This window comes from Prochlorococcus marinus str. NATL2A (genome assembly GCF_000012465.1).
GTDB classification, from domain to species: domain Bacteria; phylum Cyanobacteriota; class Cyanobacteriia; order PCC-6307; family Cyanobiaceae; genus Prochlorococcus_B; species Prochlorococcus_B marinus_B.
In genome coordinates this window covers 976,767-997,032 of sequence record NC_007335.2, presented here as the reverse complement: position 1 = coordinate 997,032, position 20,266 = coordinate 976,767, and the positions used below count along the sequence as shown (strand labels likewise).

Below are 20,266 nucleotides of genomic sequence, written 5' to 3'. Positions count from 1 at the left end.
CTTTGCTAGTACATGTGTACTGCTAAAGGTAAATGACTCCATCTGCTTCCCCGTATGCTGTTTTTAAGGCTGAGGAATGGGTATCTGCCGTAGCGCAACCTATTGGTATTGGACAATGTCTACGACTCGCTCCGAAGAAGCTTACACCGATCAAATCTTCGATCAAGAAGAAGAGTGGCAATTCCTTGAGAAAGGGATTCTCAAAAAAACATGTTCAGCTCGCGTTTGCATGACATGTCAACATTTCAATTATTCCAGCGACAAGCATTGCAGAACAATTCTTTCCTGTCATGTTCATCGTCGTTTAATTCCTCATGGAGATCATTTGATCTCACGTTGTCATCTCTGGATTCAGCAACGAGAGAGCGAGATTGGTTGGTGTCCAGAGGTGGCCTAAGGCTCTGACTTGATTAATTTCTTGTATGAGTTTCATACGATATTTCATCAGTTTATGACCCCTATTGGCTAACAGTTTCTTGTATTTGTTTAGGGTCTCCTCTCACCCACTGGATATGATTTTCTTCTCATTGTCGAGAAATTTTCGATTAATTTTAATTGGTATAAACGTGTCACTTTAAGTTGAATTTGTTAGATATATGAAACATTAGTAGTCGATTAACCATTGACTATTGAATTTAATACCCTATATGTGATAGATGTATTAAGAAAGTAATTATTGAGTTATGTCTCAGTTATCCATCAAAGTTAGTGCTAAAGGTGATGCCTTGATCGCTACCTTGCAAAAGGAGATCTTTAACAGACGTCGTAAAAAGGTCACTGCTTCTCAAGTCGTTGAAACCCTTGTTGAAAGCGGAGCAAAATCTCAGTCTGATAAACGATACGCGGCTTCTTGGAAAAACCTAATTAAAGATATCGAAAAAGCAGCAAAAGTTTCTGAGGTTCATGGAAATAAGCCAGCAAATATTAGTGCTGATGAATGGGCTTTAATTCTTTCTCATCGGACACGTAAAGGAGCTGCTCCAAAAGCTACTGCAGCAAAAAAATCAGTTGCTAAAAAGGCAACAGCAAAGAAGGCAGTTGCTAAAAAGGCTACAGCAAAGAAGGCAGTAGCTAAAAAGCCTGTAGCCAAAAAGGCTGCAGCCAAAGCTAAAGTCGAGGTTTCTGCGGTCGTCAAGCCAAGTGCTGGTAGGCCTGCTAGGCGTGCACGCAAAGCCAGAAAAGCACCTGAAGCTGCTAAATAAAACTTCACCAGACCGTCTAGGCGGCATGAGAGGTTCAATGCCTCTCACTGGCTTTTCATAGTTATTTTGAAAATATCTGTCCTAATTTGTCTTTTAAGGTACGCCTTTTATTTAATCAGTAACTATTAACCCTGCATTGCATAAAGCGTTGAATACTTTTGTTTTACGCTCCATGGGTTTTTTTGTTGGCTGAAGCATATCGAGTATGGATGCAATACAACTTATTTCATATGAACCCTGGGAAAGGAGAGCTGCATCACATATTTCATTATTGGCAATAGCAGGTTTGATTCCTGTGAATTTCAATTTCTGAATTGAGGCTTTTAAAACTTGTTCGAGATATGATAGTTGTTCGTTATTCAATGTCTTTCTGTCTACATAATCCATTAAAACCAAAGAGGGTGTCACTAAGAAATTAATAAATTTATATTTTAGCTTTTATGTTCTACTAATTATCGTCTCTTTGGATTTTTCTATCTTTTAGGTGTCTTCCTTTTTCATATCAGCTTTATATGCATTGAGAGCCTCTTTAATCCTTCCTGGAGCAAAAGGATTTTTACCTTTTGCTTCCTTCTTAGCTTCTTGCCATGCGTTATCGATTTCTTTCTTTGCCATTGGATCATTGTTGAAATTTGTGTATAGCTTCATCAGATACCAAGTGCTTAAAACTAATAGTCCTAGACCTAATAAATACATGAGACTGTCTCGATAATTACGACAATCTAACCAATTGAATGGAATTTGCGTCTATAAATAAAAAAATACGTACTCGCCATGCCACTTATCGTAGATCCGTCTAAAGATACGAGTAATGGAGTTGGTAAGACTTTTAGGACAATCAATATCACACTTGCCATTGCTCTTCCTTTGTCAGCGATTTTGGTAACTATCTTTTGGGGGTTAAGACATGGTTTCAGTAGTTTCATTTAATTTCAATAGCATCATTGTTTTTATCCAAATAAAGCTTTGATCAGCTGAATAAATAATTTGATACCCCAAAATAAGACGCCTCCGTAAATAAATCCTGCCAGACCAGACGCCCAGTCATTGAAGAATTTCCATGAAATGATGATCACGATGATTCCTAGTAAGAGCGAATATGTAGCCATTATTTTGTTGTTTCTTTTGAAAGTCGTCTTTGGGGTCTGTTTAGTGGTCGGTATACCTAACTTTTCAGTAGTAGCAACCGAAGTGAGTGATAGTTACCGAATAATTTTCTTCGGTTCACCTCATTCCAAACTAAATTAATTTAAGACAGAGTAGTTATGTACTCCGAAAGAAAAGTTATGTACACTTCACTCTTCGACACTTTTTTCTCTGATTCTTTAATAGCTCCTGCCAGAACTGTTTATGTAGTTTCTGATAGCCAGCTTGAAGAGCTAAAGCGTAATCAACGTCAAGAGGAACTCGATAACATTGAGGACTCTAGAAAGAGATTAGAAGAGAGTTATCAAGCACGTATTAAAGTTCTTGATGATCGTCAAAACGAACTAAAAGAGGAGCTAAAGGCGTTGTCTCCCACAAAGGTTAAGGCTGCTCTTAATAAGAAGTAGCTGATAGTTGGTCTGATGAATGTTTCGTTATCTCCTCCACTGAACAGTGGAGGAATTTTTTTTGGACTTAATGTTCAAATCTTTTTCTCAAAATTTTTGGCAATTTAAATTTATAAAAGATTTTTAATTGTCTTGATTTTCTTTTTGGCTTTCTTCAAGTGCATTATTACCTTCTTTAAGGGTTGTTCTGACCCACCAAACAGAAATTCCTGTTATGAGGATGCCTAATGTCATTATTGATATTATTGTCGAAGTCATTAATTTGACTCTTTAATTGATTTGGTTGATTTTCTTTTTGCAGCAGTTCATCAGTTTTCAATAATTGAATTTTTTTCTTAACAACATAACAAATGGTGCCTTAATATAAATTGTAAGAAAGATAAGGATAAATTCCCTTGCCATAGGCCTTCTTGATGGTTTATACCATGGTTAATTGAAGAGAAACTATGAAACTTCAAACTTCATTTAGTGTTCCTAACGATGCTATGGGTGACATCGGTATGAAACACGAGGCAGTTAAAAGAGGAATGACAGCGGTTGCTTCCTACTGGGAGAAAGAGTGCGCTTTAAATCCTTCTTCACCTGCATGCCTTATTTTTGAAGACTAGGATTTTATTAGACGTGAGGACATAAACTTTCCTTCATGAAATAGTTAATTTTTTTGCTTCTCTATGAAAAGTGTTATAAAAACTTGTTTTGGATTATTTCTGTCTCTATTTGTAGTGATGTGTGTTTGCTTCCAGTCAGTTGAAGCACAGCCGGTTTTAATGGCAATGGATGCTGATATTGAAAATGATCAAAGTTCAATGGATTCAAAAAGTATTGATGATCTTTTAGGACCAGATACAAATTTCCCATTTGATCCAGCAAATCATAGAGATGGATCTAATCCGATTAAAAGGATTGGCAAAATAAGCGACGATAATTTGTAAATTGGTATCTTTTTATTTCTTAAGCAAAAGTTCTAAACGTTTTTTTTGTTCTTCAAGAGTCTCTGACTTTTCATTTCTTTTTGCTTCTATTCTATTTTTTATGGATGCATCAGCTTGTCTTGCGATACTAGCCTTCCTAAGGAACACAAGGACTGATATCACAGCAAATAAAAAAGCAAGTGAACCCAATGGAACTATTGTTGCGCTCATCTCTTCCATCAGTAATTACACGCGTTATACAAACGATTAGCTTTCTGTTGATCCTCACATTTTTTTAGCTTCGTCTCTAAATCTTGCATCTCCTTTTGAGCCTGATTGATTAATTCCAATGACCATTGCCAGTTTCGCTCAGTGCAATGTTGTTTTGCAGAATCCCAGTCCATGGTTGGATTATTTTAATAATGGATGTTTTAGTCGAGCTGAAGTCTCTATGACACCTAGAGAATAACAAGTTTATGAACTAAATATTGTGTTTTTATCATCTTTTTGAAAACTTGGTTTGTACAACTTGTTCTAAAAGCAATCTTCAACACACCTTTTAAACCGCAATTTGAATCTGCCTCACTTAGGCTCAAAATATATTTATGAATTCCATGGAAACAGCTTTTGCTTGGAGCCTATGCCTGTCTGCCGTTGTTGTCTTGATTTCAATTGGACCACTAACGTATGGCCGAGTCAAGGCTGGTTATTCAGCTGAGAATATGAGTGCGCCAAGAGCCTTGTTTGATGAACTTCCTGATTTTGGTAAAAGAGCTGTCTGGTGTCATCAAAATTGCTGGGAGAGTATCACTCTTCACGCTCCTGCATGTTTGCTATGTCTGATTGCCGGTGTTGTGTCCCCTGTGGCCGTAATAGCTGCGTGGGTTCACCCAATTGTGAGGTTTATCTATATCGGTGCTTATGTTGGCGATATTCCTCCTGCTAGAGGACTTTGTTGGGCTTCGGGTCTTTTATGTTCAACTCTTTTGTATAAAGAGGGTTTAACTGCTTTGCTTTCTTCTTAATTGATCGACTAATAAACTTCTTGGTTTACCTGTTTTTACTGGATTTAATCGATCAAGTATTACTGCAACTGCTGTGATCCAAGAACTTCCCTCTGGAATATTTGTTTGGTTACAAATATGTTTTGGAGCTATTTCTGGGGAGAAATTCGAATCGCTTTCATTGATTATCTCTTGATAGTGTTCCTCTAAAAGGTCGACATCTTCTTTTTCAAGAATGTTACCTGAGCAATACCAATCTAGTGATGTCTTCCAATCCATTTCCCGATGATAGGACTATTGTTTGATTATGTCCCATGCTTCTGAAGCACTATCGGCGTATTGAAAGAGTTTCATGTGTTCATCTGAGATAAGTCCGTGATCTGAAAGGAATTGAAAGTTGATCACTTTCGACCAATAATCTCGACCAAAAAGAATAATTGGAATTTCTGTTTTCATTCCTGTTTGACGAAGAGTGAGTAATTCGAATAGTTCATCAAATGTTCCAAATCCCCCAGGGAAAAAGACAGCTGCAACTGATCGCATCACAAAATGAAATTTTCGTAAGGCGAAATAATTAAATTTAAAGCAAAGCCCAGGGGTGATATATGCATTGGGATGTTGCTCGTTTGGGAGACTTATGTTTAATCCTATTGATTTACAGTCCGCATCAAAAGCACCTCGATTGGCAGCCTCCATAATCCCCGGACCACCACCAGTGACAATTACATGTGAATTGCAATGCTCTTTTTGGTTTTGTCTGGAGACAATCTTCGCGAACTCTCTAGCAGAGTCGTAGTAATGAGAGATTGATTGTAGATTCTTTAGCCGTGTTAATTCTCTCTTTAAATTCGATGAGCGTGGATCTTTAGCGAGAGAGTTCTTTGCTAGTTCAATTCTGTGATCTATAGAGCTTTTATCAGATAAACTTGCACCTCCAAAGACGATAATTGTTGATAAGATATTCTGCTCTTCCAAGATTTTTTCTGGTTTATTAATTTCTAGAAGCATTCGCACTCCTCTCATTTCATCACTATTGAGCAACTCTCTATCTTCATGGGCTAATTGGTAGTTACTCGAACTAATAATTAATTCAAGGTTTTTGCTGACCAGCTCTTGATCGTCACTTCTATTTTGTGAACTCATCAGAATATGCCTCCTAATGTTTTAATGCTATTAATTATTTGATCAATTCATTCATTTATATGAAATGAATAGTGAGGTGTTTGATGCCATTATCTACATTCCCATTGCTCTTCTAAGTTTTGTTGCCTCGTCCATTCCTTCCATAATTGTGAACGTTGCATTCACGGTGGCTGCTTTACGTAGCTTTGAAAGTTCTTGATATTCACTTGACTCATAAGCATCTACAGCTATTCGCATAGATGGAAATTCACAAATGACTGCAAGGTTTGAATCTTCAGTTTTTTCTTTTCCTCTTGGGTCTGTATCTTTCGCGAATACCTTCCCACCATTCTCTTTTAGCCATGGCCCAACTTTTTCGACATATTCATCAAATAATTCTTGATTAATAATTTTTGCCGTTGAGATCCAGTACCCTTTGGCTCCTTTTTTATCCATTACCTTTTAATCAATTTTGAATTTAGAATAGTTGAGACTTACCTCAGTAAATAATTTTCACATCAATGGTCTATAAGTCTAAATAATTTATTTCCATAAACTTCTTTTTTTTAAAAGATCTTCGATATTTGGCCATGCTGCAATTAGTTCCTTTAGGGCTTGTCTATTTGGAGTGTATAAAACACATGAGAAGGCACTGATGACATAAAAAACAAACCACAACTTGTTGATTGAGTACACAGAGACAAAGGAGAAGATAAAACTACCAATGAATACAAAAAAGAGTGATCGATTTATCACTTCAAGTGGAGATCTTCTTAATCGTCTAAGGAATCTTTTTGTAGATTTTGTCTTTGAGAATCTTTGTGCCTCTATTTCTTCTTCTTTGATTAGTCTTTCATTTTCTTGATCCAAAATTTCGTTTGATCTGACAATATCCTCTATCTCTTGACTGGATAAGTTATCTAGAGGCTCTGAGTCTTTTTTTATTGCTGCCATTAGTTCAACAAACTTAAAAGTTAGATAGTTATCTGTATCTACCTTACTAAAGCGAATGTTTGCGTTTTGATTAATTGCCTAGGCCAGGTGGAAAAGGAAAAACTTGTTCATCCCCAAAAATATCCTCCATACTCAACTCTTTAGTTTGTGACTCCATCTCTATAGCTTCTTCTTCGGTTTCCATTCCCATTTCATATGAGTCTCCTTCTCCATAATCCTCTGGTGGAACCCAGCCTTGTATTACTGCCTCAGCACTATTCAATCCAGAGAAAACAATGAATACGAATAAAACTAATTTGATTAGAAAATTTTTCATATACACATGCTCTCATTACTTAGGCTAATGCTTGATCAGAAGGTTGATTAGCTTTAGGACTTGTAAAAATACCTTTTGGATTGTCTTCTCTAAATTGAGGCTTTTCTCTTCCTTATTCCCTACTGATGTTTAATCGGCATTTTGTCTGACAGGTCTCATCATCCCGCCTCCATCATCATCATCATCCCCAAAACCAAAAAATAGCCAGGTGATAGCAAATACAGCTAATGCTCCTGATAGCGTCAATGCTTGTAACTCGTTCAAAGCTTTTCGGCTAATTTTTCACGACCTTAGCCCTTATTTTGTTTTTTTGTTGATGAGGAGAGCTTTCTTTCTGGTTATATTGTCGAAACTTAATTTGATTACTAATGGAAGAATTAGCCAAAAGAGTGGAAGAACTTGAGCGTCGAGTCCAGCATTTAGAAGCAGTGCTGCAATACCAAGCAAGAAAAAACAAATAATCTCTGTTGCCATCTAACCAATACCTGGAATATCAAAAGGGAGTATGTCTTCAAGTACTACTAAGTATTTTTGGACTGCAGGAATACGAAGAAGAGCTAATGGAACAACAATATTCAGAACAATCCATGCTCCTCCAACTAATGGAGCCCATTTACCAGCTTTTTTAATAAAGCTCATTCCCTTCTCTTTCTCTGGAGTCTGATTCATTTTTTTGATTTATTGATTAGATCTTAGCTAGACCCCAAACTTACTATTTTTGATCAGGTGTAGTGGAAATGCAATGGGCATTAAGGCTGATTGCGTTGAGGTGCGAATAGAGCAAAGATACGTTTGTTGAGCTCAGAGGCACCATTGATGGTCGACACTCCACCTGAGTATTTAAGAGAAGCGAACTGAATTCTGGTTCCTGCTCCAACATTCTCAATAAATAAGTAGGCTATTCGTCTGATGCGACAAGGATCAATGATTTAGGTGCGTCAATTCAGTCGAACCTCCTCTGCATCGTTTAGGTGCCCTAACGGAGTAAAAAAGCCTTTCTACTAGACACTTGGCCCCAGGCCACCAATATCCAGAAGCTTCCAAAGAATCGGTAAAGAAAAAGGGCCCCCTCGGGCCCTTTTTAAATGTCTAATTAAAAGAGTTTTATTCTTTCTACGGTTTCCCTGCCTAAGACGTACGGTCCTACAGAACTATTAAAGAAAAGGAGATTTTAGGATGAGTGTACGTCAGGCAATCAATTGCATTGGTCATCAATTGATTGGCTTCTGGGGAGGAGCACTGACGTTTTTTATTCAAAGAAACAACCTTCTAAAGCTCAGTATAAAAAGAAGGTTGTCCTGAGAAGTTCAAAAAATATAAGAACAAACCACTGTCAGCCGTGTAGGAATAATTACTTAAATATCTGTTTTTTATTTTCTCTAGAGATTAGTTGCCATCGCAATCTTCATCTTTTGGCAACTGAAGCCATCCACTCGTCCACTTTGAATATGTTTTTAATTCCGACCATGGAACTTTTATAAGAATTTCGTTGTTGTTAACTGGAAATAGTTCTACCCACCGTTCATCTTTTTTGCCTCCATAGCTTTTAACTTCAAAATGTCGATAACCTTCTCTTTTTACGGCTGAGGTCCAAGCTGCATTCGGTGGCCATCTCATCTTTTTCTCTCCTTCTCTTAACGCATTTCATGTTTTATGATTTTAAACTAGATTTGGATGATTTAATTAAAATTCCATAGTTAAGTGAACTTTATAAAAATTTCTTTTGTCAGTCTAAAAACATTCCATCGACAGTTAATTTTTCCCTTTCATTTGAATTATTATATATTCTTGTGTATTGACTAATATAGATAGGTGTAGCAATCAAAAAGGCAATTATTAGAAATGCTAATTTTGTCTTATTTTTTTTCAATCTTGTACGCAATATCTTATCTATTCTAATACATGCTTCACTTGCTTCAAACAAAGTCAGATTGATGCTTGAAACATAGATTTTTTGTTAAACCAGAATCATTTTCCTGATGTATTAATAAAGACATTTAAATTAATGTACTAACCACTAAAATAATATTAAACATAGAGAGATTTTTTATGAAAAAACTTTCTCAGGTTAAAGATCAATACAAGAAAGAGAAAATATCTATTTTATTATCAGAATTAAATTCAACATTAGACCTTTATCGTGAAAAAGATATTGAAGATGAGCTTCACATGCCTAATAACAATTAACTAGTTTTTATTTCTTTTGACTGCTTTTAGCTCTTAACTTCTTCTTAAAAGGATTTTCATCTTAGAACAATTAACGTGATTCCTTTTTAATTCTAATAAGTTTGTAGAATCATTCATTCTGTTTGCTAATGACTTATCCTGATATGGAAGAGATGATAGCTGAATCAATGACTTTATTAATGGAAAGATCAAATAAACTAAATAGTAAAGATCAGAGCGCTATAGGTCAGGAGTTTAGAGAATGGTTAACGGAAGGGTTTTGTCTTGATGAGTTGTTGATATTCTACTTTTCATAACAACTACTTTATGAGGACTTAAGGAATTCTATTGAGATCAATGCATAATTAAAAAGATTAATCAGAAGTTGTTAGATAGTTAATTCAGTCTTTATTTGATAGTTGATGTAAGATACAATTTAATTGGTTTTTTTTTGAAAAGACTTTTATTGCCTTTAATAGGCTTACTATTATTACCTAGTGTTGTAACTAGTGGACATCTTGGAACCAAAAAAGAGCTCATAATTACTACTGAAAGTACAAAACAATCAATTGATCTAGCAAAGCACTTAACTGAACAAGGGGTAGTAAAGTATTCAGCTTATTGGTGTCCAAACTGCCTTTATCAAAGCGAGTTATTTGGAAAACAAGCTTATGAAGAACTTAATGTTGTTGAATGCGCTCGTGATGGTAAAAATAGCCAAACACAATTATGCATTGATAAAAAAATAGAAGGATTTCCTTCATGGGAAATTAACGGAAAAATAATTATTGGAGCAAAAACATGAAAAGATTTATCTGAATTGACTGGATATAGAAGCGGTAGCGACTCATATAAAGGGCTTTTAACCTTGTTCTATAACTATTTAGCTTGTCGCTAGATAAATTCCTCGCTTTCTTGGGTCTCTCGTAAATTTCTAAATTAAAAATCTATCTTTATTTAAATTCTTTTACAGGGATAGATTTGATTTCATTTTCGACCATTTGTTTCCACATAGGTGAATTACTAGCCAAAAAGAAAACTCCAATAGCAGAGATAAAAGGAAATATTGTTTTTAATTTCTTCATTAATTTTTTATTTTTCTCCATCACACATTGATTTCTGATACCAGAGATGATCAGACATCTTTTGATCTTTAGTTCTGATTATGTTTAATTGAATCTGAGCTAATACTTGTTGAAGATGATTACTGTCTGCAAGTGGTTTCATTATAAGAATTTAATTATGTTATTTTCTAGCATTTTTTCAGATTTTTTCGTGTAGTCGAAATCACCTATCCACTTTTAGCTATTGCAAGTAGTAAGGCTACAAGCTGGTAATCTGTTCACGCAAATCACCAGCCATTTTTAACTTATCAGAATATCTCAATAACCTGTGTAATCTTTAATACCTGAAGCTAATGAAACGAGTGCTATGTTCTGATGGATGGCTGATTAAATATTGATGACCCGTTTATTTTTATTAATCTTATTTATTGTTTTGATAAGTGCTTGTACAAAGACTTCAACAGAAGTAGGTACATATAAAGCAAAGCCCATTTCATCGACACAAAAACAAAGAGAGACTTGTCTTGATTGGTATGCCTATAGAATTGATACTGCTAAAACCATAGAATTACTCAATCTGAAGACAGAAAAAGAATCAGATTTAATGGTTTATTGTGAGTTCTTTAAGAATGTAGCCGATACGAATTAATTTCTTAAGGAAGTAGATGAATAGTCAGCCCTAAGCTTAGAAAAGTTTCCTACTTTAATACCAATAACTTGTAGCTGAAGAAAGAGCTTCTGCTGATCGTTTTATGCAAACTATTCTTTCTAGCTTAAGTTAAGGTTTCATTTCCATTTATTAACTTTCTCTTATCTTAGAGTTAACAATAGATTAATTTTAAGAAGTTCGACTTCACAAGCACATGTCAAAAAAAGCGAAAGTTTCCAAAAAGTTGAAAACATTATCAACAGTTGTTGGTGCAGTTAGCCTAGCTGTAATAGCTTTCTCTGGCTCTGCTGATGCTTTTTCTCCTACATCTATAAACTTAGAAATAGAAAATCAATTGCATGATTGATAGACGTTTGAACTAAGGTGTCTATTTTTTTATTCACTATTATTTGGAATAGTCCTCGGAATTTGAATTGAGGTCTTCATATCCATCAGCGATAGCTCTTAGCAAACCTGCGGCATACTCTGTATCACAACCAAGCTCTTCAATCATTGCGTTCATATCTTCTCTAATACAAATCAAATAATCACTAATGATGTCAATCGCGTGATCATCAGTGGGTGTCCACTTCTCAGTTGGTAATTGTTTTTGGTAGCGTTTTGATTGAGCGCTTTGCAATGGGTTTTCTTTTATAGAAATCCACCTATTGGTTGTGTCATCCATAGTATTAGTGATTCGAAAGCGTAGAACTTGTTGGTTCTCCATAGACATTATCAAGAATTTTTCAAAACTAAATGTGACCTCCTTTACATGCGCTTGGGCATAGCTTTGTGCTGTGCTAACAATTTTTTAGTTTGTTTTCGAAGGTCTTTTCAATAAAGAGATTCCAGTGCAAAGAAGTACCAAAGTTGACAGTCCTGTTAATGGTGAATAAATAGACTGCAAATTTATAAATCCAAAATTACCGGTATGTAATTTGATCAACCAAAAAGCATCTATACCAAAAGCTAATAAAATGGGGTACAGAGAACCACTTGAAATAGTTAAAAATAATGGAACCGCAAGAATTACTGCAAGTCTTCTATGCCATTTCCGACTTGAATATAGTTTTTTCATTATTAATTCGCTCGAAGTTTCTTATGTAGCTCTTTTTCGTTTTTACATGGAAGCCATTTATCTTGATTTTTATGTATTCCAATGCAACCAAGTTCAAATGATTCTTTTTCAGCTTCTTGCTCAGAATAAAATGTACCCTTCATATGAGCTTGAGAATAAAGATTGAAAGGAAGAGTTAAGAAAAAGAAAAAAGTGAGAATTTTTAACTTCCTAAGAACAAAACTCATTATTAACATAATTAGTACTTGTCTTAGGGAGAAATTTTGTCGAATATTTTTGTTTTACCACTATTACTAAATGAAACTACTTTATAACTTTCATAATTATCGTGAGAATGTGATTCGTGTGAATGTAATTCCATTCCAGGAGAACCATGAGGCATACCAGGAACAGCTATCCCAGAGATACTTGGTTTCTCTTTGAAAAGTTTTTTGATTGATTCAATCGGCACATGTCCTTCAATCGTGTACTCACCTATTTGAGCAGAGTGGCATGATCTTAAATTATTGGGAATTTTATATTGTTTCTTTATTGCTGAGACATCTTCAATAACGTTATCAACAACTTCTAATCCATTATCGCGTAGATGGTTAACCCATTTCTTGCAACAACCGCATGATGCTGATCTGTAAGAAACAACTTTAGGAATATCTATGCTTTTTTGACTTTCAGCACTAATCCCTTGAGGGTTCAATGTATTTACGAAAAGAACACCAGAGAAAGCAAGAGAATTGAGTAAATTCTTCCTAGAAAATAATTTCTTAGATTCCATGCAGATAAAGAATTTTTACCTTCTAATATATTAATACTCTAATTAAATTTTTTTTAAATTGCGTCAAACAAAATCAAACTGCTCTTTATTGCCATTAAAAGATTCTCAATAAAACCACTTTCTATTATCCGTACAAACCCAGTATTACGCTAGCTTAACTATGAATTAAGTATTGATTATCCATTAATTAATCTTCCTTACCCATAATCAAAATGCAAGGTACCAATCTAAGCAGTGGTCACCAAGCCAAGCAAGGAAGAGTCGTTACTACGGGAAGTCCGGCTCTCTTTGCTTGTTTTTACTAGCTAATAATTAGATATTAGGTCGCAATATGTTAGGCGTTTGTATTAAGAGTCGCCAATCATATTTAGGCAGCATCATCATTAATTTGATCTTCAACTAATTCCCAACCATTGCTAATTAGCTCTCTCCAAGTTTCTTCTGCACTATTCAAATCTATTCGTCTTGTATTTTTTAACTTTGTTGGACTTCCTTCGATAGTGCAATACCAAAGTTGACTCAGCACACTTGGATAACCTACGGATGATTTGGGATCACGAATAAAGAACAAACAGAAATCTCTTGTTGGAGCAACTAACCAACCTGTAACTATTGGCAATGCTTCTCTTTTTGGTTCTTTCATAGAACTTATGCATGATACCTATCTCATTGAAAAGATAAAACTATATTGAATGAATCAAACGTGCCTATAGAAACATCATTAGTTTTTCTAATTAAAAACAAAAAAACCGCCCGTTCTGAACAAGGCGGTTTATTCGTGAGATCAGGCGCAAGTGTTTCCTTGTTTCCACTGCGGAGGATCTCTACTCCTCACAAATTAAAACTATTTGAAAAATCTAGATGTCTCAAGTATCAGTAGATGAGTCTCTTAACTGTCACATGTGCATACTTTTAAATAAGACATTAAAAAAGCACCCTGCCCAGCTTACTGAGTGGATGCTCTTTTGATACAGAACGATGTGCGAGGAGTACTTCCGTTCTGTATTTGATTTATACAACGATCTTTCCTTTGTTGTCTTCAAGAATTGGTTAACAATCTAAACCTGATTCTTAACCTAATTGAGAAAAATTACATTAACGCTTTCAGGCGTTGGGAAATAGGTTAACTCCAAGTCGAGAGGTCTGTAGTTCCTTGTGATCTTTGCATCCAGGAAATTTTCCAAGTGCCATCTATTTTCTTAAAAATCAATGAATAACTAGATAAATCATTATTTCGCTCACCTTTGTAGTTAAATTCTTCTTTCAAGGTGAATGCAGCAAAGCCCCAATCAGAATTAGCTTCTAATCGATGAATCTTTACTTATTCGGAGAGCTCAATAACCAAATCGGCACTGTCATACATTCCTGCAAGACCCTCTGCGGTTATGGGATTACCACTTGGCCTGATAGCCAAGAAATCATTTGTAGTGTTAGCTGGTAAATATGTCTTGTTTTGAGCCCTCTATCAGTAAAACCTTGAATAAGTGCTTCTAGTTGCAGTGAATCTGAGGACAGTGTTTTTTATGTATTTCACTAGAGCATCTCACAATTCGAATAATCATGATGTTTTATTTGATTTATTTGAGCAAATCAGAAAAGCTAAATCAGCGAAAGCTTTTAGCTCGAGTAGGAAATAAATAATCATTATTGTTAACAATGCCAACCAAAGATAGCATTACCGGCACTTCAACTAAAACACCTACAACCGTCGCAGTTGCGGCACCTGAATTAACACCAAAAAGGCTTATTGCGATAGCAACAGCTAATTCAAAGAAATTGGAAGCCCCAATCATTGAAGCTGGACCTGCTATTGATTTTTCTTGATTAAATATTCTCAAAAGAATTGCTGTAATAAAAAAGATCAAAAAGGTCTGAATGATTAAAGGGATAGCTATTAATAAGATTTGGAATGGGTTATTGATAACCTCACTAGCTTGTACTAAAAATAAAAATAAAACAGTTAAAACCAAGCAAATCCCAGAAATTGGCTTCAAAAAATTATTTATCGTATAAATTTTTGCTGCATCATTAACAATTTTTTTGATCAATAAGCAGAATAAAAGCGGTATAAATACATAAATTAAAACAGAGTTAAATATAGTCCATAAGGGTATTTTGATTTGATTAACACCAAGCAAGAAAGAAGCAATAGGTGCAAAAGCAAATAATAAAATAAGATCATTAATAATAACCTGGACCAAAGTATAGTTAGAGTTCCCTTTAACAAGATTACTCCAGACAAAAACCATTGCAGTGCAAGGAGCAACTCCTAATAGAATCATCCCAGAAATATATTCTGAAGCTTTAGCAGCATCAATCCAAGAGGAAAATATATTATTTATAAATAATATAGCTATACCTGTCATAAGTATTGGTTTGATTAACCAATTCACTATTATCGTAATCAAAATCGCCTGTGGCCTATCCTTGATTTTGATAATAGAATTAAAATTTATTGATAACATCATCGGAATTATCATTCCCCATATCAAAAAAGCTATAGGTAGATTGATACCTGTTAGTTCTAAAGAGGAAATATAATTAGAAAAATTAGGAAAGATAGATCCAATAGAGACCCCTAGAATCATAGAAACAGCGATAAAATAACTTAGGTATCGATCTATTAAAGACATTCACAAATTCTAAAGTTAATACTACTGTAAACAACAGCATATGAAGTTTGTTTATGATAATAACTATTTGAAATTAATTTAGATATTTTTGCATTAAGTTCAATGTTAAATATAGTTTCTATATTTAAAAAATAAAATTAATAATAGAAATCCTAGCAACAATCTTTTGTAGACCGTTGAGAGTTCTCCTTGAGAAGAACAATCCAATTTTGCAAAGAGTTTAGAGCTTCGATATTTAAGTGATAATAAACCCATCTTCCGCTATGCCTATCAATTATCAATTCAGCATCTTTCAAGACTTTTAAATGAAACGATATTTTTGACTGAGCAAGTCCCATCTCTTCAATAAGATCACATACACATTTTTCGCCTGAAGATAAAGCCTCAATGATTTGAAGTCTAAGTGGCTCTGAAAGAGCTTTTAGCAGTTTCTTTGTCTTGTCTGAAACAATTTCGCTGTCAACCGCTGAACTCACAGACAAAAGAGTAAAAATATTTTCTCATAATACAATAATTTCCAAAGCCAATCAAGAATGATTGATGCATCAACCATTCTTGATATATGCTATGTATGTGCCCTGTTGCGGAGTTTTATGCGCATTGGTATTAATGGTTTTGGTCGTATAGGACGACTTGTTCTTAGAGCACTCTGGGATAGGGAAAATATCGAGATTTCGCATATCAACGATCCATTTGGTGATGCAAAGGGAGCTGCGCATTTACTTGAATATGACTCAGTTCATGGTCGTTGGAACAAAGCAATAAGCAACGACCAAAACAACCTGAGTATTGAAGGTCAGCCAATATCTTTTTCTCAAGAAAGTGATTACACAAAAGTGCCATGGAATGAAAAAGGCACAGAGCTAATTCTCGAATGCTCAGGAAAATTCAAAACTCCTCAAACATTAAATCCTTATTTTGATACTCTTGGGATGAAAAGAGTTGTCGTTGCATGTCCAGTAAAAGGATCCATCCAGGGAGAGGATACTCTAAATATCGTCTACGGTATTAATCATGATTTATATGAGCCCAATAAACATCGCTTAGTAACAGCTGCATCCTGCACAACTAATTGCTTAGCTCCCGTTGTGAAAGTTGTTAATCAAGCTTTTGGTATAAAGCATGGAAGCATCACAACACTTCATGATTTAACAAATACACAGGTAATCGTTGATTCTTTTAAATCAGATTTAAGAAGAGCAAGGAGCGGATCACAAAGCTTAATTCCAACAACAACAGGATCAGCAAAAGCGATAGGGATGATATTCCCAGAATTACAAGGAAAATTAAATGGCCATGCAGTTCGAGTTCCTCTCCTCAATGGATCTTTAACTGATGCTGTATTTGAATTAGAGAAAGAGGTCACGCAAGAAGAAGTTAATCATGTGTTCAAAGAAGCTTCAGAAGGAGAGCTAAAAGGAATACTTGGTTACGAAGAAAAACCACTTGTCTCAATTGATTATGTCAATGACTCAAGGAGCTCAATCATAGATGCGCCATCAACCATGGTGATCAATAAAACTCAATTGAAAGTCTATATTTGGTATGACAATGAATGGGGTTATAGCTGTCGAATGGCAGATCTCGTTTGCCATGTCATAAATCTTGAAAAGGATTAAAAATAAGAACATGCGATTATCGGCTTTGCAACAATATGGAATCGTAACGACCAACTATTGGGCATTCACACTGACAGATGGTGCTCTGAGAATGCTAGTGATTTTTCACTTTCATAGCCTTGGATATACAACATTAGAAATCGCATTCTTATTCCTTTTTTATGAGTTCTTTGGCGTTATTACTAATCTCTATGGTGGATGGATAGGAGCAAGGTATGGATTACGTCTAACACTATGGGTCGGGACTCTTTTGCAAATCGGTGCCTTATTGATGTTGATACCCGTTTCCAGTGGTTGGTCGAAACTTTTGAGTGTTATTTATGTCATGGTTGCTCAAGCGATTAGTGGTATAGCAAAAGATCTCAATAAGATGAGTGCTAAAAGTGCCATCAAAACTGTCGTTCCAGACTCCTCAGAAGAAGATGGTGGAAATAATCAATTATTTAAATGGGTAGCTATCTTAACTGGTTCAAAAAATGCACTAAAAGGAGTTGGCTTCTTTCTTGGTGGACTTTTGCTTACAAGTTTTGGATTTAATAAAGCAGTTGAATTAATGGCAATCGGATTAGGTGTTTCGTTTTTATTGACATTGATTTTGCCTGGAGATATTGGAAAGATGAAAAGCAAACCCATCTTTAAAGACTTATTCTCTAAATCTCAAGGGATCAACGTCCTTTCTTTTGCACGTTTTTTTCTCTTTGGAGCAAGAGATGTATGGTTCGTCGTAGCACTTCCTGTTTTTCTTGAAACGTATTTAAATTGGAATTTTTCTGAGATTGGAGCTTTTCTAGGATTGTGGGTTATTGGTTATGGTTTTATTCAAGCGTTTGCGCCGTCTTTAAGAAATTTATGGGGAAATAAAACAAGTCCAGGAGTTTCTTCTGTTCAATTTTGGAGTGCTGTCTTAACTGCGATACCTGCGCTAATAGCAATAGCACTATGGCGACAAAGCAATCCAGAAATAGCAATTACAGCTGGATTGATACTATTTGGATTCATTTTTGCAATGAACTCATCGATACATTCATATATGGTTCTTGCTTATACGGATAAGGAAAACGTAAGTCTAAACGTAGGCTTTTATTATATGGCAAATGCGGCAGGAAGACTGATTGGTACTCTCCTATCAGGAGTTTTATTCATGCTTGGAGCTAATGCCTCTATAGGAATGCAACTATGTTTATGGTGTTCAAGCCTATTTGTATTTATCTCATTGTTGACTAGTTTACGACTACCACCAGTTTCAAGTGCTATAGCTTTTGAAAAAGCCTAATATTCTTATACCAAAAGATTACCTTATCTTTTTCAATAGGATATTTTTTTAGTGATAGTGAGCCCAACATTTTCTGAACTAAGTTCAACTTTTCTGAAAATAGGAGTCTTTAGTTTTGGCGGCCCATATGCGCATATTGCAATGTTTAAAGACGAGATCATCATTCAAAGGAATTGGGTTTCCGAGCAAGAGTTTGACGAAGGATTGGGTATTTGCGAAATACTACCTGGGCCGACATCAAGTCAATTAGCCATCTTTTTAGGGACAAAGATAAAGGGTTTTTATGGAGGATTAATAAGTGGGATATGTTTTTTATTGCCTGGATTTTTCATCATTTTACTTTTGAGTCAACTTTGGAGACAAGGACAATCAATTGATGATTTTTCAGTTTTTTTGTCTATTCCTCAAATAATCGTAATTTCAATAATTTGGGGGTTTGCTTTAAACCTATTAAAAAATCGTAGTCAAGTATGGCAATGGACAACGGCTAGTTTTGTATTTATTGGGTCAATTATTGATCGATCAACTTCACTTCATCTTCCAATCACATTGCTTTTATTGTTGGCTGGAATTTTCGGAATCTATCAAAGTAATTCTAAGGGATTCCTGAGCTTTTTCTTTGTTCCTTCTGGCTTAGAGCATTCTTATGTCGATCTAAATTCATTTTGTTTTCCAAGTTTTTTAACGGCTCCAATATTTCGAGAGGATATAGGCAATTTATTATCGAACTCTTTGAAGTTATTTTATGTATTCTTTAAAGCAGGTTTACTGGTTTTTGGTGGAGGGTTAGTAATTGTTCCACTCCTTCAAACCCAAGTAATTGAGATGGGTTGGTTAGATAGTCGTAGTTTTATTGATGCTATAGCTATCGGTCAACTCTCTCCAGGGCCAGTGGTTCTTTCAAGTGCATTTATAGGCTTTCAAGTTGGAGCAAAAGGAGGAACTATTCTTTTAGGAACATTTTTCTCCCTCATCTCAACATTCGCGATATTTTTACCAAGTTTTATATTTATTCTTTTAGGAGAACCTTTAATAAAAAGAATCAAAAATAAAGTAATGATAGATAACTATATTAATGGAGTGTTATCAGGCATACCTGGTGCAATTCTTGCTGTAGTTATACCTATGACGGGTAAGGTTATCGTTGGCAAAGATATCTTTCAAACTTGTATTTATAGTCTATTGTTTTTTATAAGTCTAATCATTAGTTTTAAACAATCCATAAAGCCTTATAAATTAGTTGCCATATCTATTGCTGTAGGGATGGCAATCCAAATCTTATTTTTGTAGACATTTAAAATAGGGTAATTTTTTCGCTTTCATCCTATTGATACATTCATCAATTTTATCTAATTCTGTCTTTGATTGAGTGGGCACCTTTGTTTTGAGTTTTGTTTTTGACTTTGTAGAACTTGCTTTCTTTTCTTTAACTTCAGTTTTAGTTGATGGAGTTGATGTGGAATCAGTGGATTTTTTTAAATCATTTCCACATTCTAAAATAGACAAACCTTTAGCTTTTTTATCATTAATACATTGATCCAATTTCTCTAGCTCTGTTTGATTCATATTTTTAATTTCATCTTTTTCTGGACAACCCGTTAATAAGAAAAGAAATAACGGAGAAAGTAGAAGCAATCGTTTCATTTTTTTTCTTATATCTAAAGTAAGATTATCAAATTGTTTTTAAGTTTAATTTAAGAAAAAGATTTTAAAAATTCGTTCAAATAACTGTTAAATGAAATAATCATCTAACCTCTGACTCTCGATCATATTCAAGACCAGCTTCATTCATCCAAGCTGCTTTTGTTTTGCAGTTTTTACCATGCTCTGCGAGATGTAAGCCCTCAATCGAAATAAATAAAACTAGTAGTGAAACTGGAACCCACCAGATGGGTGATCCAACTATTTCCTTCCAATTATTCATTGATACTTTTTTTTTCATTTTAAAGA

General features: G+C 34.8%; 40 protein-coding genes and 1 pseudogene. 15 read left to right on the top strand and 26 right to left on the bottom strand.

What is annotated here, in order from left to right:
• The first annotated feature begins 76 nt into the window (after positions 1 to 76).
• Together PMN2A_RS10095 and PMN2A_RS05375 are read left to right on the top strand one after the other, a co-directional pair.
• On the top strand, positions 77 to 397 hold the full coding sequence (locus tag PMN2A_RS10095) for a hypothetical protein (RefSeq protein WP_011294569.1): 321 nt from the start codon (positions 77 to 79) through the stop codon (positions 395 to 397).
• Between the two features lie 286 nt (positions 398 to 683).
• Entirely contained in the window at positions 684 to 1,202 is a 519-nt protein-coding gene (locus PMN2A_RS05375) for a hypothetical protein (protein ID WP_011294568.1), read from the top strand.
• A 111-nt stretch (positions 1,203 to 1,313) separates the two neighbouring features.
• Here the strand turns inward: PMN2A_RS05375 and PMN2A_RS05370 are convergent, their stop codons facing one another.
• Together PMN2A_RS05370 and PMN2A_RS05365 are read right to left on the bottom strand one after the other, a co-directional pair.
• Positions 1,314 to 1,610, bottom strand: coding sequence for a hypothetical protein (locus tag PMN2A_RS05370; protein WP_011294567.1), 297 nt, complete (start codon positions 1,608 to 1,610; stop codon positions 1,314 to 1,316).
• Positions 1,611 to 1,682: 72 nt separating this feature from the next.
• Positions 1,683 to 1,850: a hypothetical protein gene (locus tag PMN2A_RS05365; RefSeq protein ID WP_225866285.1), complete on the bottom strand. Its 168-nt coding sequence runs from the start codon at positions 1,848 to 1,850 to the stop codon at positions 1,683 to 1,685.
• 126 nt (positions 1,851 to 1,976) lie between these two features.
• Here PMN2A_RS05365 and PMN2A_RS10600 point away from each other — a divergent pair, with 126 nt between their 5' ends.
• Positions 1,977 to 2,132 carry a hypothetical protein gene (locus PMN2A_RS10600; RefSeq protein ID WP_181414041.1) on the top strand — a complete coding sequence of 52 codons (156 nt, stop codon included), beginning with the start codon at positions 1,977 to 1,979 and terminating at the stop codon, positions 2,130 to 2,132.
• A 20-nt stretch (positions 2,133 to 2,152) separates the two neighbouring features.
• On the opposite strand, the gene PMN2A_RS10595 is transcribed toward PMN2A_RS10600, so the two are convergent.
• The gene (locus PMN2A_RS10595; protein WP_011295211.1) at positions 2,153 to 2,311 is read right to left on the bottom strand and encodes a hypothetical protein; all 159 of its coding nucleotides are present in this window, start codon (positions 2,309 to 2,311) and stop codon (positions 2,153 to 2,155) included.
• A gap of 177 nt (positions 2,312 to 2,488) precedes the next feature.
• On the opposite strand from PMN2A_RS10595, the gene PMN2A_RS05355 reads away from it, so the two are divergent.
• Positions 2,489 to 2,755 (top strand): hypothetical protein, encoded by a 267-nt coding sequence (locus tag PMN2A_RS05355; RefSeq protein WP_041700691.1) that lies wholly within the window; start codon positions 2,489 to 2,491, stop codon positions 2,753 to 2,755.
• 123 nt (positions 2,756 to 2,878) lie between these two features.
• Here the strand turns inward: PMN2A_RS05355 and PMN2A_RS11015 are convergent, their stop codons facing one another.
• Positions 2,879 to 3,013 carry a hypothetical protein gene (locus PMN2A_RS11015; RefSeq protein WP_011295016.1) on the bottom strand — a complete coding sequence of 45 codons (135 nt, stop codon included), beginning with the start codon at positions 3,011 to 3,013 and terminating at the stop codon, positions 2,879 to 2,881.
• A 188-nt stretch (positions 3,014 to 3,201) separates the two neighbouring features.
• Between PMN2A_RS11015 and PMN2A_RS10590 the strand changes: the two genes are divergently transcribed.
• Entirely contained in the window at positions 3,202 to 3,363 is a 162-nt protein-coding gene (locus PMN2A_RS10590) for a hypothetical protein (RefSeq protein ID WP_011295042.1), read from the top strand.
• Positions 3,364 to 3,426: 63 nt separating this feature from the next.
• Positions 3,427 to 3,687: a hypothetical protein gene (locus tag PMN2A_RS05350; RefSeq protein ID WP_011294564.1), complete on the top strand. Its 261-nt coding sequence runs from the start codon at positions 3,427 to 3,429 to the stop codon at positions 3,685 to 3,687.
• A 12-nt stretch (positions 3,688 to 3,699) separates the two neighbouring features.
• On the opposite strand, the gene PMN2A_RS05345 is transcribed toward PMN2A_RS05350, so the two are convergent.
• On the bottom strand, positions 3,700 to 3,897 hold the full coding sequence (locus tag PMN2A_RS05345; RefSeq protein WP_225866284.1) for a hypothetical protein: 198 nt from the start codon (positions 3,895 to 3,897) through the stop codon (positions 3,700 to 3,702).
• Between the two features lie 383 nt (positions 3,898 to 4,280).
• Between PMN2A_RS05345 and PMN2A_RS05340 the strand changes: the two genes are divergently transcribed.
• Entirely contained in the window at positions 4,281 to 4,691 is a 411-nt protein-coding gene (locus tag PMN2A_RS05340) for an MAPEG family protein (protein WP_036904254.1), read from the top strand.
• Here PMN2A_RS05340 and PMN2A_RS05335 read toward each other — a convergent pair.
• The 9 genes from PMN2A_RS05335 to PMN2A_RS05305 all read right to left on the bottom strand — a co-directional run bounded on the left by PMN2A_RS05335 (position 4,668) and on the right by PMN2A_RS05305 (position 8,679).
• Positions 4,668 to 4,949, bottom strand: coding sequence for a hypothetical protein (locus PMN2A_RS05335; RefSeq protein ID WP_011294561.1), 282 nt, complete (start codon positions 4,947 to 4,949; stop codon positions 4,668 to 4,670). The two genes, PMN2A_RS05340 and PMN2A_RS05335, sit on opposite strands and share 24 nt — an antisense overlap.
• A gap of 15 nt (positions 4,950 to 4,964) precedes the next feature.
• On the bottom strand, positions 4,965 to 5,813 hold the full coding sequence (locus PMN2A_RS05330) for an LOG family protein (RefSeq protein WP_011294560.1): 849 nt from the start codon (positions 5,811 to 5,813) through the stop codon (positions 4,965 to 4,967).
• 93 nt (positions 5,814 to 5,906) lie between these two features.
• Positions 5,907 to 6,248 carry a DUF1330 domain-containing protein gene (locus tag PMN2A_RS05325; protein ID WP_011294559.1) on the bottom strand — a complete coding sequence of 114 codons (342 nt, stop codon included), beginning with the start codon at positions 6,246 to 6,248 and terminating at the stop codon, positions 5,907 to 5,909.
• 87 nt (positions 6,249 to 6,335) lie between these two features.
• The gene (locus tag PMN2A_RS05320; RefSeq protein ID WP_011294558.1) at positions 6,336 to 6,746 is read right to left on the bottom strand and encodes a hypothetical protein; all 411 of its coding nucleotides are present in this window, start codon (positions 6,744 to 6,746) and stop codon (positions 6,336 to 6,338) included.
• A gap of 70 nt (positions 6,747 to 6,816) precedes the next feature.
• Entirely contained in the window at positions 6,817 to 7,062 is a 246-nt protein-coding gene (locus tag PMN2A_RS05315) for a hypothetical protein (protein ID WP_011294557.1), read from the bottom strand.
• A 129-nt stretch (positions 7,063 to 7,191) separates the two neighbouring features.
• A complete protein-coding gene (locus tag PMN2A_RS11010; protein ID WP_011294994.1) occupies positions 7,192 to 7,326 on the bottom strand; it encodes a hypothetical protein in 135 nt (44 codons plus the stop codon).
• Between the two features lie 33 nt (positions 7,327 to 7,359).
• Positions 7,360 to 7,536, bottom strand: a complete 177-nt coding sequence (locus tag PMN2A_RS10585) for a hypothetical protein (RefSeq protein WP_011294556.1) — start codon at positions 7,534 to 7,536, stop codon at positions 7,360 to 7,362.
• Positions 7,537 to 7,731, bottom strand: coding sequence for a hypothetical protein (locus PMN2A_RS05310; RefSeq protein WP_011294555.1), 195 nt, complete (start codon positions 7,729 to 7,731; stop codon positions 7,537 to 7,539).
• A 717-nt stretch (positions 7,732 to 8,448) separates the two neighbouring features.
• Complete coding sequence (locus PMN2A_RS05305; protein ID WP_011294554.1) at positions 8,449 to 8,679, bottom strand: TIGR02450 family Trp-rich protein; 231 nt, start codon at positions 8,677 to 8,679, stop codon at positions 8,449 to 8,451.
• 432 nt (positions 8,680 to 9,111) lie between these two features.
• On the opposite strand from PMN2A_RS05305, the gene PMN2A_RS10580 reads away from it, so the two are divergent.
• The 3 genes from PMN2A_RS10580 to PMN2A_RS05295 all read left to right on the top strand — a co-directional run bounded on the left by PMN2A_RS10580 (position 9,112) and on the right by PMN2A_RS05295 (position 10,033).
• Positions 9,112 to 9,249: a hypothetical protein gene (locus tag PMN2A_RS10580; RefSeq protein WP_011295160.1), complete on the top strand. Its 138-nt coding sequence runs from the start codon at positions 9,112 to 9,114 to the stop codon at positions 9,247 to 9,249.
• 128 nt (positions 9,250 to 9,377) lie between these two features.
• Positions 9,378 to 9,545 carry a hypothetical protein gene (locus tag PMN2A_RS10575; RefSeq protein WP_187146469.1) on the top strand — a complete coding sequence of 56 codons (168 nt, stop codon included), beginning with the start codon at positions 9,378 to 9,380 and terminating at the stop codon, positions 9,543 to 9,545.
• Positions 9,546 to 9,679: 134 nt separating this feature from the next.
• Positions 9,680 to 10,033, top strand: coding sequence for a hypothetical protein (locus PMN2A_RS05295; protein WP_049752691.1), 354 nt, complete (start codon positions 9,680 to 9,682; stop codon positions 10,031 to 10,033).
• 148 nt (positions 10,034 to 10,181) lie between these two features.
• On the opposite strand, the gene PMN2A_RS11005 is transcribed toward PMN2A_RS05295, so the two are convergent.
• Entirely contained in the window at positions 10,182 to 10,313 is a 132-nt protein-coding gene (locus PMN2A_RS11005; RefSeq protein WP_263892330.1) for a hypothetical protein, read from the bottom strand.
• 7 nt (positions 10,314 to 10,320) lie between these two features.
• A complete protein-coding gene (locus tag PMN2A_RS11000) occupies positions 10,321 to 10,455 on the bottom strand; it encodes a hypothetical protein (protein ID WP_011295021.1) in 135 nt (44 codons plus the stop codon).
• 234 nt (positions 10,456 to 10,689) lie between these two features.
• Here PMN2A_RS11000 and PMN2A_RS05290 point away from each other — a divergent pair, with 234 nt between their 5' ends.
• Both PMN2A_RS05290 and PMN2A_RS10570 read left to right on the top strand, forming a co-directional pair.
• The gene (locus tag PMN2A_RS05290) at positions 10,690 to 10,941 is read left to right on the top strand and encodes a hypothetical protein (protein WP_011823820.1); all 252 of its coding nucleotides are present in this window, start codon (positions 10,690 to 10,692) and stop codon (positions 10,939 to 10,941) included.
• Positions 10,942 to 11,155: 214 nt separating this feature from the next.
• Positions 11,156 to 11,308: a hypothetical protein gene (locus PMN2A_RS10570; RefSeq protein ID WP_156095767.1), complete on the top strand. Its 153-nt coding sequence runs from the start codon at positions 11,156 to 11,158 to the stop codon at positions 11,306 to 11,308.
• A 39-nt stretch (positions 11,309 to 11,347) separates the two neighbouring features.
• Here PMN2A_RS10570 and PMN2A_RS05285 read toward each other — a convergent pair whose 3' ends face one another.
• From PMN2A_RS05285 to PMN2A_RS05250, 8 genes and pseudogenes are all read right to left on the bottom strand, one after another.
• Entirely contained in the window at positions 11,348 to 11,626 is a 279-nt protein-coding gene (locus PMN2A_RS05285) for a hypothetical protein (protein WP_041710981.1), read from the bottom strand.
• Positions 11,627 to 11,752: 126 nt separating this feature from the next.
• Positions 11,753 to 12,019 (bottom strand): hypothetical protein, encoded by a 267-nt coding sequence (locus PMN2A_RS05280; RefSeq protein WP_011294551.1) that lies wholly within the window; start codon positions 12,017 to 12,019, stop codon positions 11,753 to 11,755.
• A gap of 2 nt (positions 12,020 to 12,021) precedes the next feature.
• Positions 12,022 to 12,246 (bottom strand): DUF3721 domain-containing protein, encoded by a 225-nt coding sequence (locus PMN2A_RS10925; RefSeq protein ID WP_225866283.1) that lies wholly within the window; start codon positions 12,244 to 12,246, stop codon positions 12,022 to 12,024.
• A 23-nt stretch (positions 12,247 to 12,269) separates the two neighbouring features.
• Positions 12,270 to 12,791: a DUF411 domain-containing protein gene (locus PMN2A_RS05270; RefSeq protein ID WP_011294549.1), complete on the bottom strand. Its 522-nt coding sequence runs from the start codon at positions 12,789 to 12,791 to the stop codon at positions 12,270 to 12,272.
• 367 nt (positions 12,792 to 13,158) lie between these two features.
• Positions 13,159 to 13,434, bottom strand: coding sequence for a DUF1651 domain-containing protein (locus PMN2A_RS05265; RefSeq protein WP_011294548.1), 276 nt, complete (start codon positions 13,432 to 13,434; stop codon positions 13,159 to 13,161).
• Positions 13,435 to 13,914: 480 nt separating this feature from the next.
• A pseudogene (locus PMN2A_RS05260) lies at positions 13,915 to 14,205 on the bottom strand (DUF3804 family protein).
• Between the two features lie 190 nt (positions 14,206 to 14,395).
• Positions 14,396 to 15,424 (bottom strand): ACR3 family arsenite efflux transporter, encoded by a 1,029-nt coding sequence (gene arsB, locus PMN2A_RS05255; protein WP_011294546.1) that lies wholly within the window; start codon positions 15,422 to 15,424, stop codon positions 14,396 to 14,398.
• 152 nt (positions 15,425 to 15,576) lie between these two features.
• Positions 15,577 to 15,900 carry an ArsR/SmtB family transcription factor gene (locus PMN2A_RS05250; protein WP_011294545.1) on the bottom strand — a complete coding sequence of 108 codons (324 nt, stop codon included), beginning with the start codon at positions 15,898 to 15,900 and terminating at the stop codon, positions 15,577 to 15,579.
• Positions 15,901 to 16,017: 117 nt separating this feature from the next.
• Here PMN2A_RS05250 and PMN2A_RS05245 point away from each other — a divergent pair, with 117 nt between their 5' ends.
• The 3 genes from PMN2A_RS05245 to chrA are packed head-to-tail and all read left to right on the top strand — an operon-like array spanning position 16,018 to position 19,606.
• Positions 16,018 to 17,043 carry an ArsJ-associated glyceraldehyde-3-phosphate dehydrogenase gene (locus PMN2A_RS05245; RefSeq protein WP_011294544.1) on the top strand — a complete coding sequence of 342 codons (1,026 nt, stop codon included), beginning with the start codon at positions 16,018 to 16,020 and terminating at the stop codon, positions 17,041 to 17,043.
• Between the two features lie 10 nt (positions 17,044 to 17,053).
• A complete protein-coding gene (arsJ, locus tag PMN2A_RS05240) occupies positions 17,054 to 18,316 on the top strand; it encodes an organoarsenical effux MFS transporter ArsJ (RefSeq protein WP_011294543.1) in 1,263 nt (420 codons plus the stop codon).
• Positions 18,317 to 18,373: 57 nt separating this feature from the next.
• Positions 18,374 to 19,606: a chromate efflux transporter gene (chrA, locus tag PMN2A_RS05235; protein WP_225866282.1), complete on the top strand. Its 1,233-nt coding sequence runs from the start codon at positions 18,374 to 18,376 to the stop codon at positions 19,604 to 19,606.
• On the opposite strand, the gene PMN2A_RS05230 is transcribed toward chrA, so the two are convergent.
• Positions 19,595 to 19,960, bottom strand: coding sequence for a hypothetical protein (locus tag PMN2A_RS05230; RefSeq protein WP_011294541.1), 366 nt, complete (start codon positions 19,958 to 19,960; stop codon positions 19,595 to 19,597). The genes chrA and PMN2A_RS05230 overlap by 12 nt on opposite strands.
• Before the next feature lie 100 nt (positions 19,961 to 20,060).
• Positions 20,061 to 20,258 carry a hypothetical protein gene (locus PMN2A_RS05225; protein ID WP_011294986.1) on the bottom strand — a complete coding sequence of 66 codons (198 nt, stop codon included), beginning with the start codon at positions 20,256 to 20,258 and terminating at the stop codon, positions 20,061 to 20,063.
• Positions 20,259 to 20,266: the final 8 nt, after the last annotated feature.

Excerpts from the sequence above, each read along its gene's own strand:
- PMN2A_RS10095 (WP_011294569.1), top strand. The coding sequence starts at position 77 with ATGGGTATCTGCCGTAGCGCAACCTATTGGTATTGGACAATGTCTACG.
- PMN2A_RS05375 (WP_011294568.1), top strand. The coding sequence starts at position 684 with ATGTCTCAGTTATCCATCAAAGTTAGTGCTAAAGGTGATGCCTTGATC.
- PMN2A_RS05365 (WP_225866285.1), bottom strand. The coding sequence starts at position 1,850 with ATGAAGCTATACACAAATTTCAACAATGATCCAATGGCAAAGAAAGAA.
- PMN2A_RS10600 (WP_181414041.1), top strand. The coding sequence starts at position 1,977 with ATGCCACTTATCGTAGATCCGTCTAAAGATACGAGTAATGGAGTTGGT.
- PMN2A_RS10595 (WP_011295211.1), bottom strand. The coding sequence starts at position 2,311 with ATGGCTACATATTCGCTCTTACTAGGAATCATCGTGATCATCATTTCA.
- PMN2A_RS05355 (WP_041700691.1), top strand. The coding sequence starts at position 2,489 with ATGTACACTTCACTCTTCGACACTTTTTTCTCTGATTCTTTAATAGCT.
- PMN2A_RS11015 (WP_011295016.1), bottom strand. The coding sequence starts at position 3,013 with ATGACTTCGACAATAATATCAATAATGACATTAGGCATCCTCATAACA.
- PMN2A_RS10590 (WP_011295042.1), top strand. The coding sequence starts at position 3,202 with ATGAAACTTCAAACTTCATTTAGTGTTCCTAACGATGCTATGGGTGAC.
- PMN2A_RS05350 (WP_011294564.1), top strand. The coding sequence starts at position 3,427 with ATGAAAAGTGTTATAAAAACTTGTTTTGGATTATTTCTGTCTCTATTT.
- PMN2A_RS05345 (WP_225866284.1), bottom strand. The coding sequence starts at position 3,897 with ATGAGCGCAACAATAGTTCCATTGGGTTCACTTGCTTTTTTATTTGCT.
- PMN2A_RS05340 (WP_036904254.1), top strand. The coding sequence starts at position 4,281 with ATGGAAACAGCTTTTGCTTGGAGCCTATGCCTGTCTGCCGTTGTTGTC.
- PMN2A_RS05335 (WP_011294561.1), bottom strand. The coding sequence starts at position 4,949 with ATGGATTGGAAGACATCACTAGATTGGTATTGCTCAGGTAACATTCTT.
- PMN2A_RS05330 (WP_011294560.1), bottom strand. The coding sequence starts at position 5,813 with ATGAGTTCACAAAATAGAAGTGACGATCAAGAGCTGGTCAGCAAAAAC.
- PMN2A_RS05325 (WP_011294559.1), bottom strand. The coding sequence starts at position 6,248 with ATGGATAAAAAAGGAGCCAAAGGGTACTGGATCTCAACGGCAAAAATT.
- PMN2A_RS05320 (WP_011294558.1), bottom strand. The coding sequence starts at position 6,746 with ATGGCAGCAATAAAAAAAGACTCAGAGCCTCTAGATAACTTATCCAGT.
- PMN2A_RS05315 (WP_011294557.1), bottom strand. The coding sequence starts at position 7,062 with ATGAAAAATTTTCTAATCAAATTAGTTTTATTCGTATTCATTGTTTTC.
- PMN2A_RS10585 (WP_011294556.1), bottom strand. The coding sequence starts at position 7,536 with ATGGCAACAGAGATTATTTGTTTTTTCTTGCTTGGTATTGCAGCACTG.
- PMN2A_RS05310 (WP_011294555.1), bottom strand. The coding sequence starts at position 7,731 with ATGAATCAGACTCCAGAGAAAGAGAAGGGAATGAGCTTTATTAAAAAA.
- PMN2A_RS05305 (WP_011294554.1), bottom strand. The coding sequence starts at position 8,679 with ATGAGATGGCCACCGAATGCAGCTTGGACCTCAGCCGTAAAAAGAGAA.
- PMN2A_RS10580 (WP_011295160.1), top strand. The coding sequence starts at position 9,112 with ATGAAAAAACTTTCTCAGGTTAAAGATCAATACAAGAAAGAGAAAATA.
- PMN2A_RS10575 (WP_187146469.1), top strand. The coding sequence starts at position 9,378 with ATGACTTATCCTGATATGGAAGAGATGATAGCTGAATCAATGACTTTA.
- PMN2A_RS11005 (WP_263892330.1), bottom strand. The coding sequence starts at position 10,313 with ATGAAGAAATTAAAAACAATATTTCCTTTTATCTCTGCTATTGGAGTT.
- PMN2A_RS11000 (WP_011295021.1), bottom strand. The coding sequence starts at position 10,455 with ATGAAACCACTTGCAGACAGTAATCATCTTCAACAAGTATTAGCTCAG.
- PMN2A_RS05290 (WP_011823820.1), top strand. The coding sequence starts at position 10,690 with ATGACCCGTTTATTTTTATTAATCTTATTTATTGTTTTGATAAGTGCT.
- PMN2A_RS10570 (WP_156095767.1), top strand. The coding sequence starts at position 11,156 with ATGTCAAAAAAAGCGAAAGTTTCCAAAAAGTTGAAAACATTATCAACA.
- PMN2A_RS05285 (WP_041710981.1), bottom strand. The coding sequence starts at position 11,626 with ATGGATGACACAACCAATAGGTGGATTTCTATAAAAGAAAACCCATTG.
- PMN2A_RS05280 (WP_011294551.1), bottom strand. The coding sequence starts at position 12,019 with ATGAAAAAACTATATTCAAGTCGGAAATGGCATAGAAGACTTGCAGTA.
- PMN2A_RS10925 (WP_225866283.1), bottom strand. The coding sequence starts at position 12,246 with ATGAGTTTTGTTCTTAGGAAGTTAAAAATTCTCACTTTTTTCTTTTTC.
- PMN2A_RS05270 (WP_011294549.1), bottom strand. The coding sequence starts at position 12,791 with ATGGAATCTAAGAAATTATTTTCTAGGAAGAATTTACTCAATTCTCTT.
- PMN2A_RS05265 (WP_011294548.1), bottom strand. The coding sequence starts at position 13,434 with ATGAAAGAACCAAAAAGAGAAGCATTGCCAATAGTTACAGGTTGGTTA.
- arsB (WP_011294546.1), bottom strand. The coding sequence starts at position 15,424 with ATGTCTTTAATAGATCGATACCTAAGTTATTTTATCGCTGTTTCTATG.
- PMN2A_RS05245 (WP_011294544.1), top strand. The coding sequence starts at position 16,018 with ATGCGCATTGGTATTAATGGTTTTGGTCGTATAGGACGACTTGTTCTT.
- arsJ (WP_011294543.1), top strand. The coding sequence starts at position 17,054 with ATGCGATTATCGGCTTTGCAACAATATGGAATCGTAACGACCAACTAT.
- PMN2A_RS05230 (WP_011294541.1), bottom strand. The coding sequence starts at position 19,960 with ATGAAACGATTGCTTCTACTTTCTCCGTTATTTCTTTTCTTATTAACG.
- PMN2A_RS05225 (WP_011294986.1), bottom strand. The coding sequence starts at position 20,258 with ATGAAAAAAAAAGTATCAATGAATAATTGGAAGGAAATAGTTGGATCA.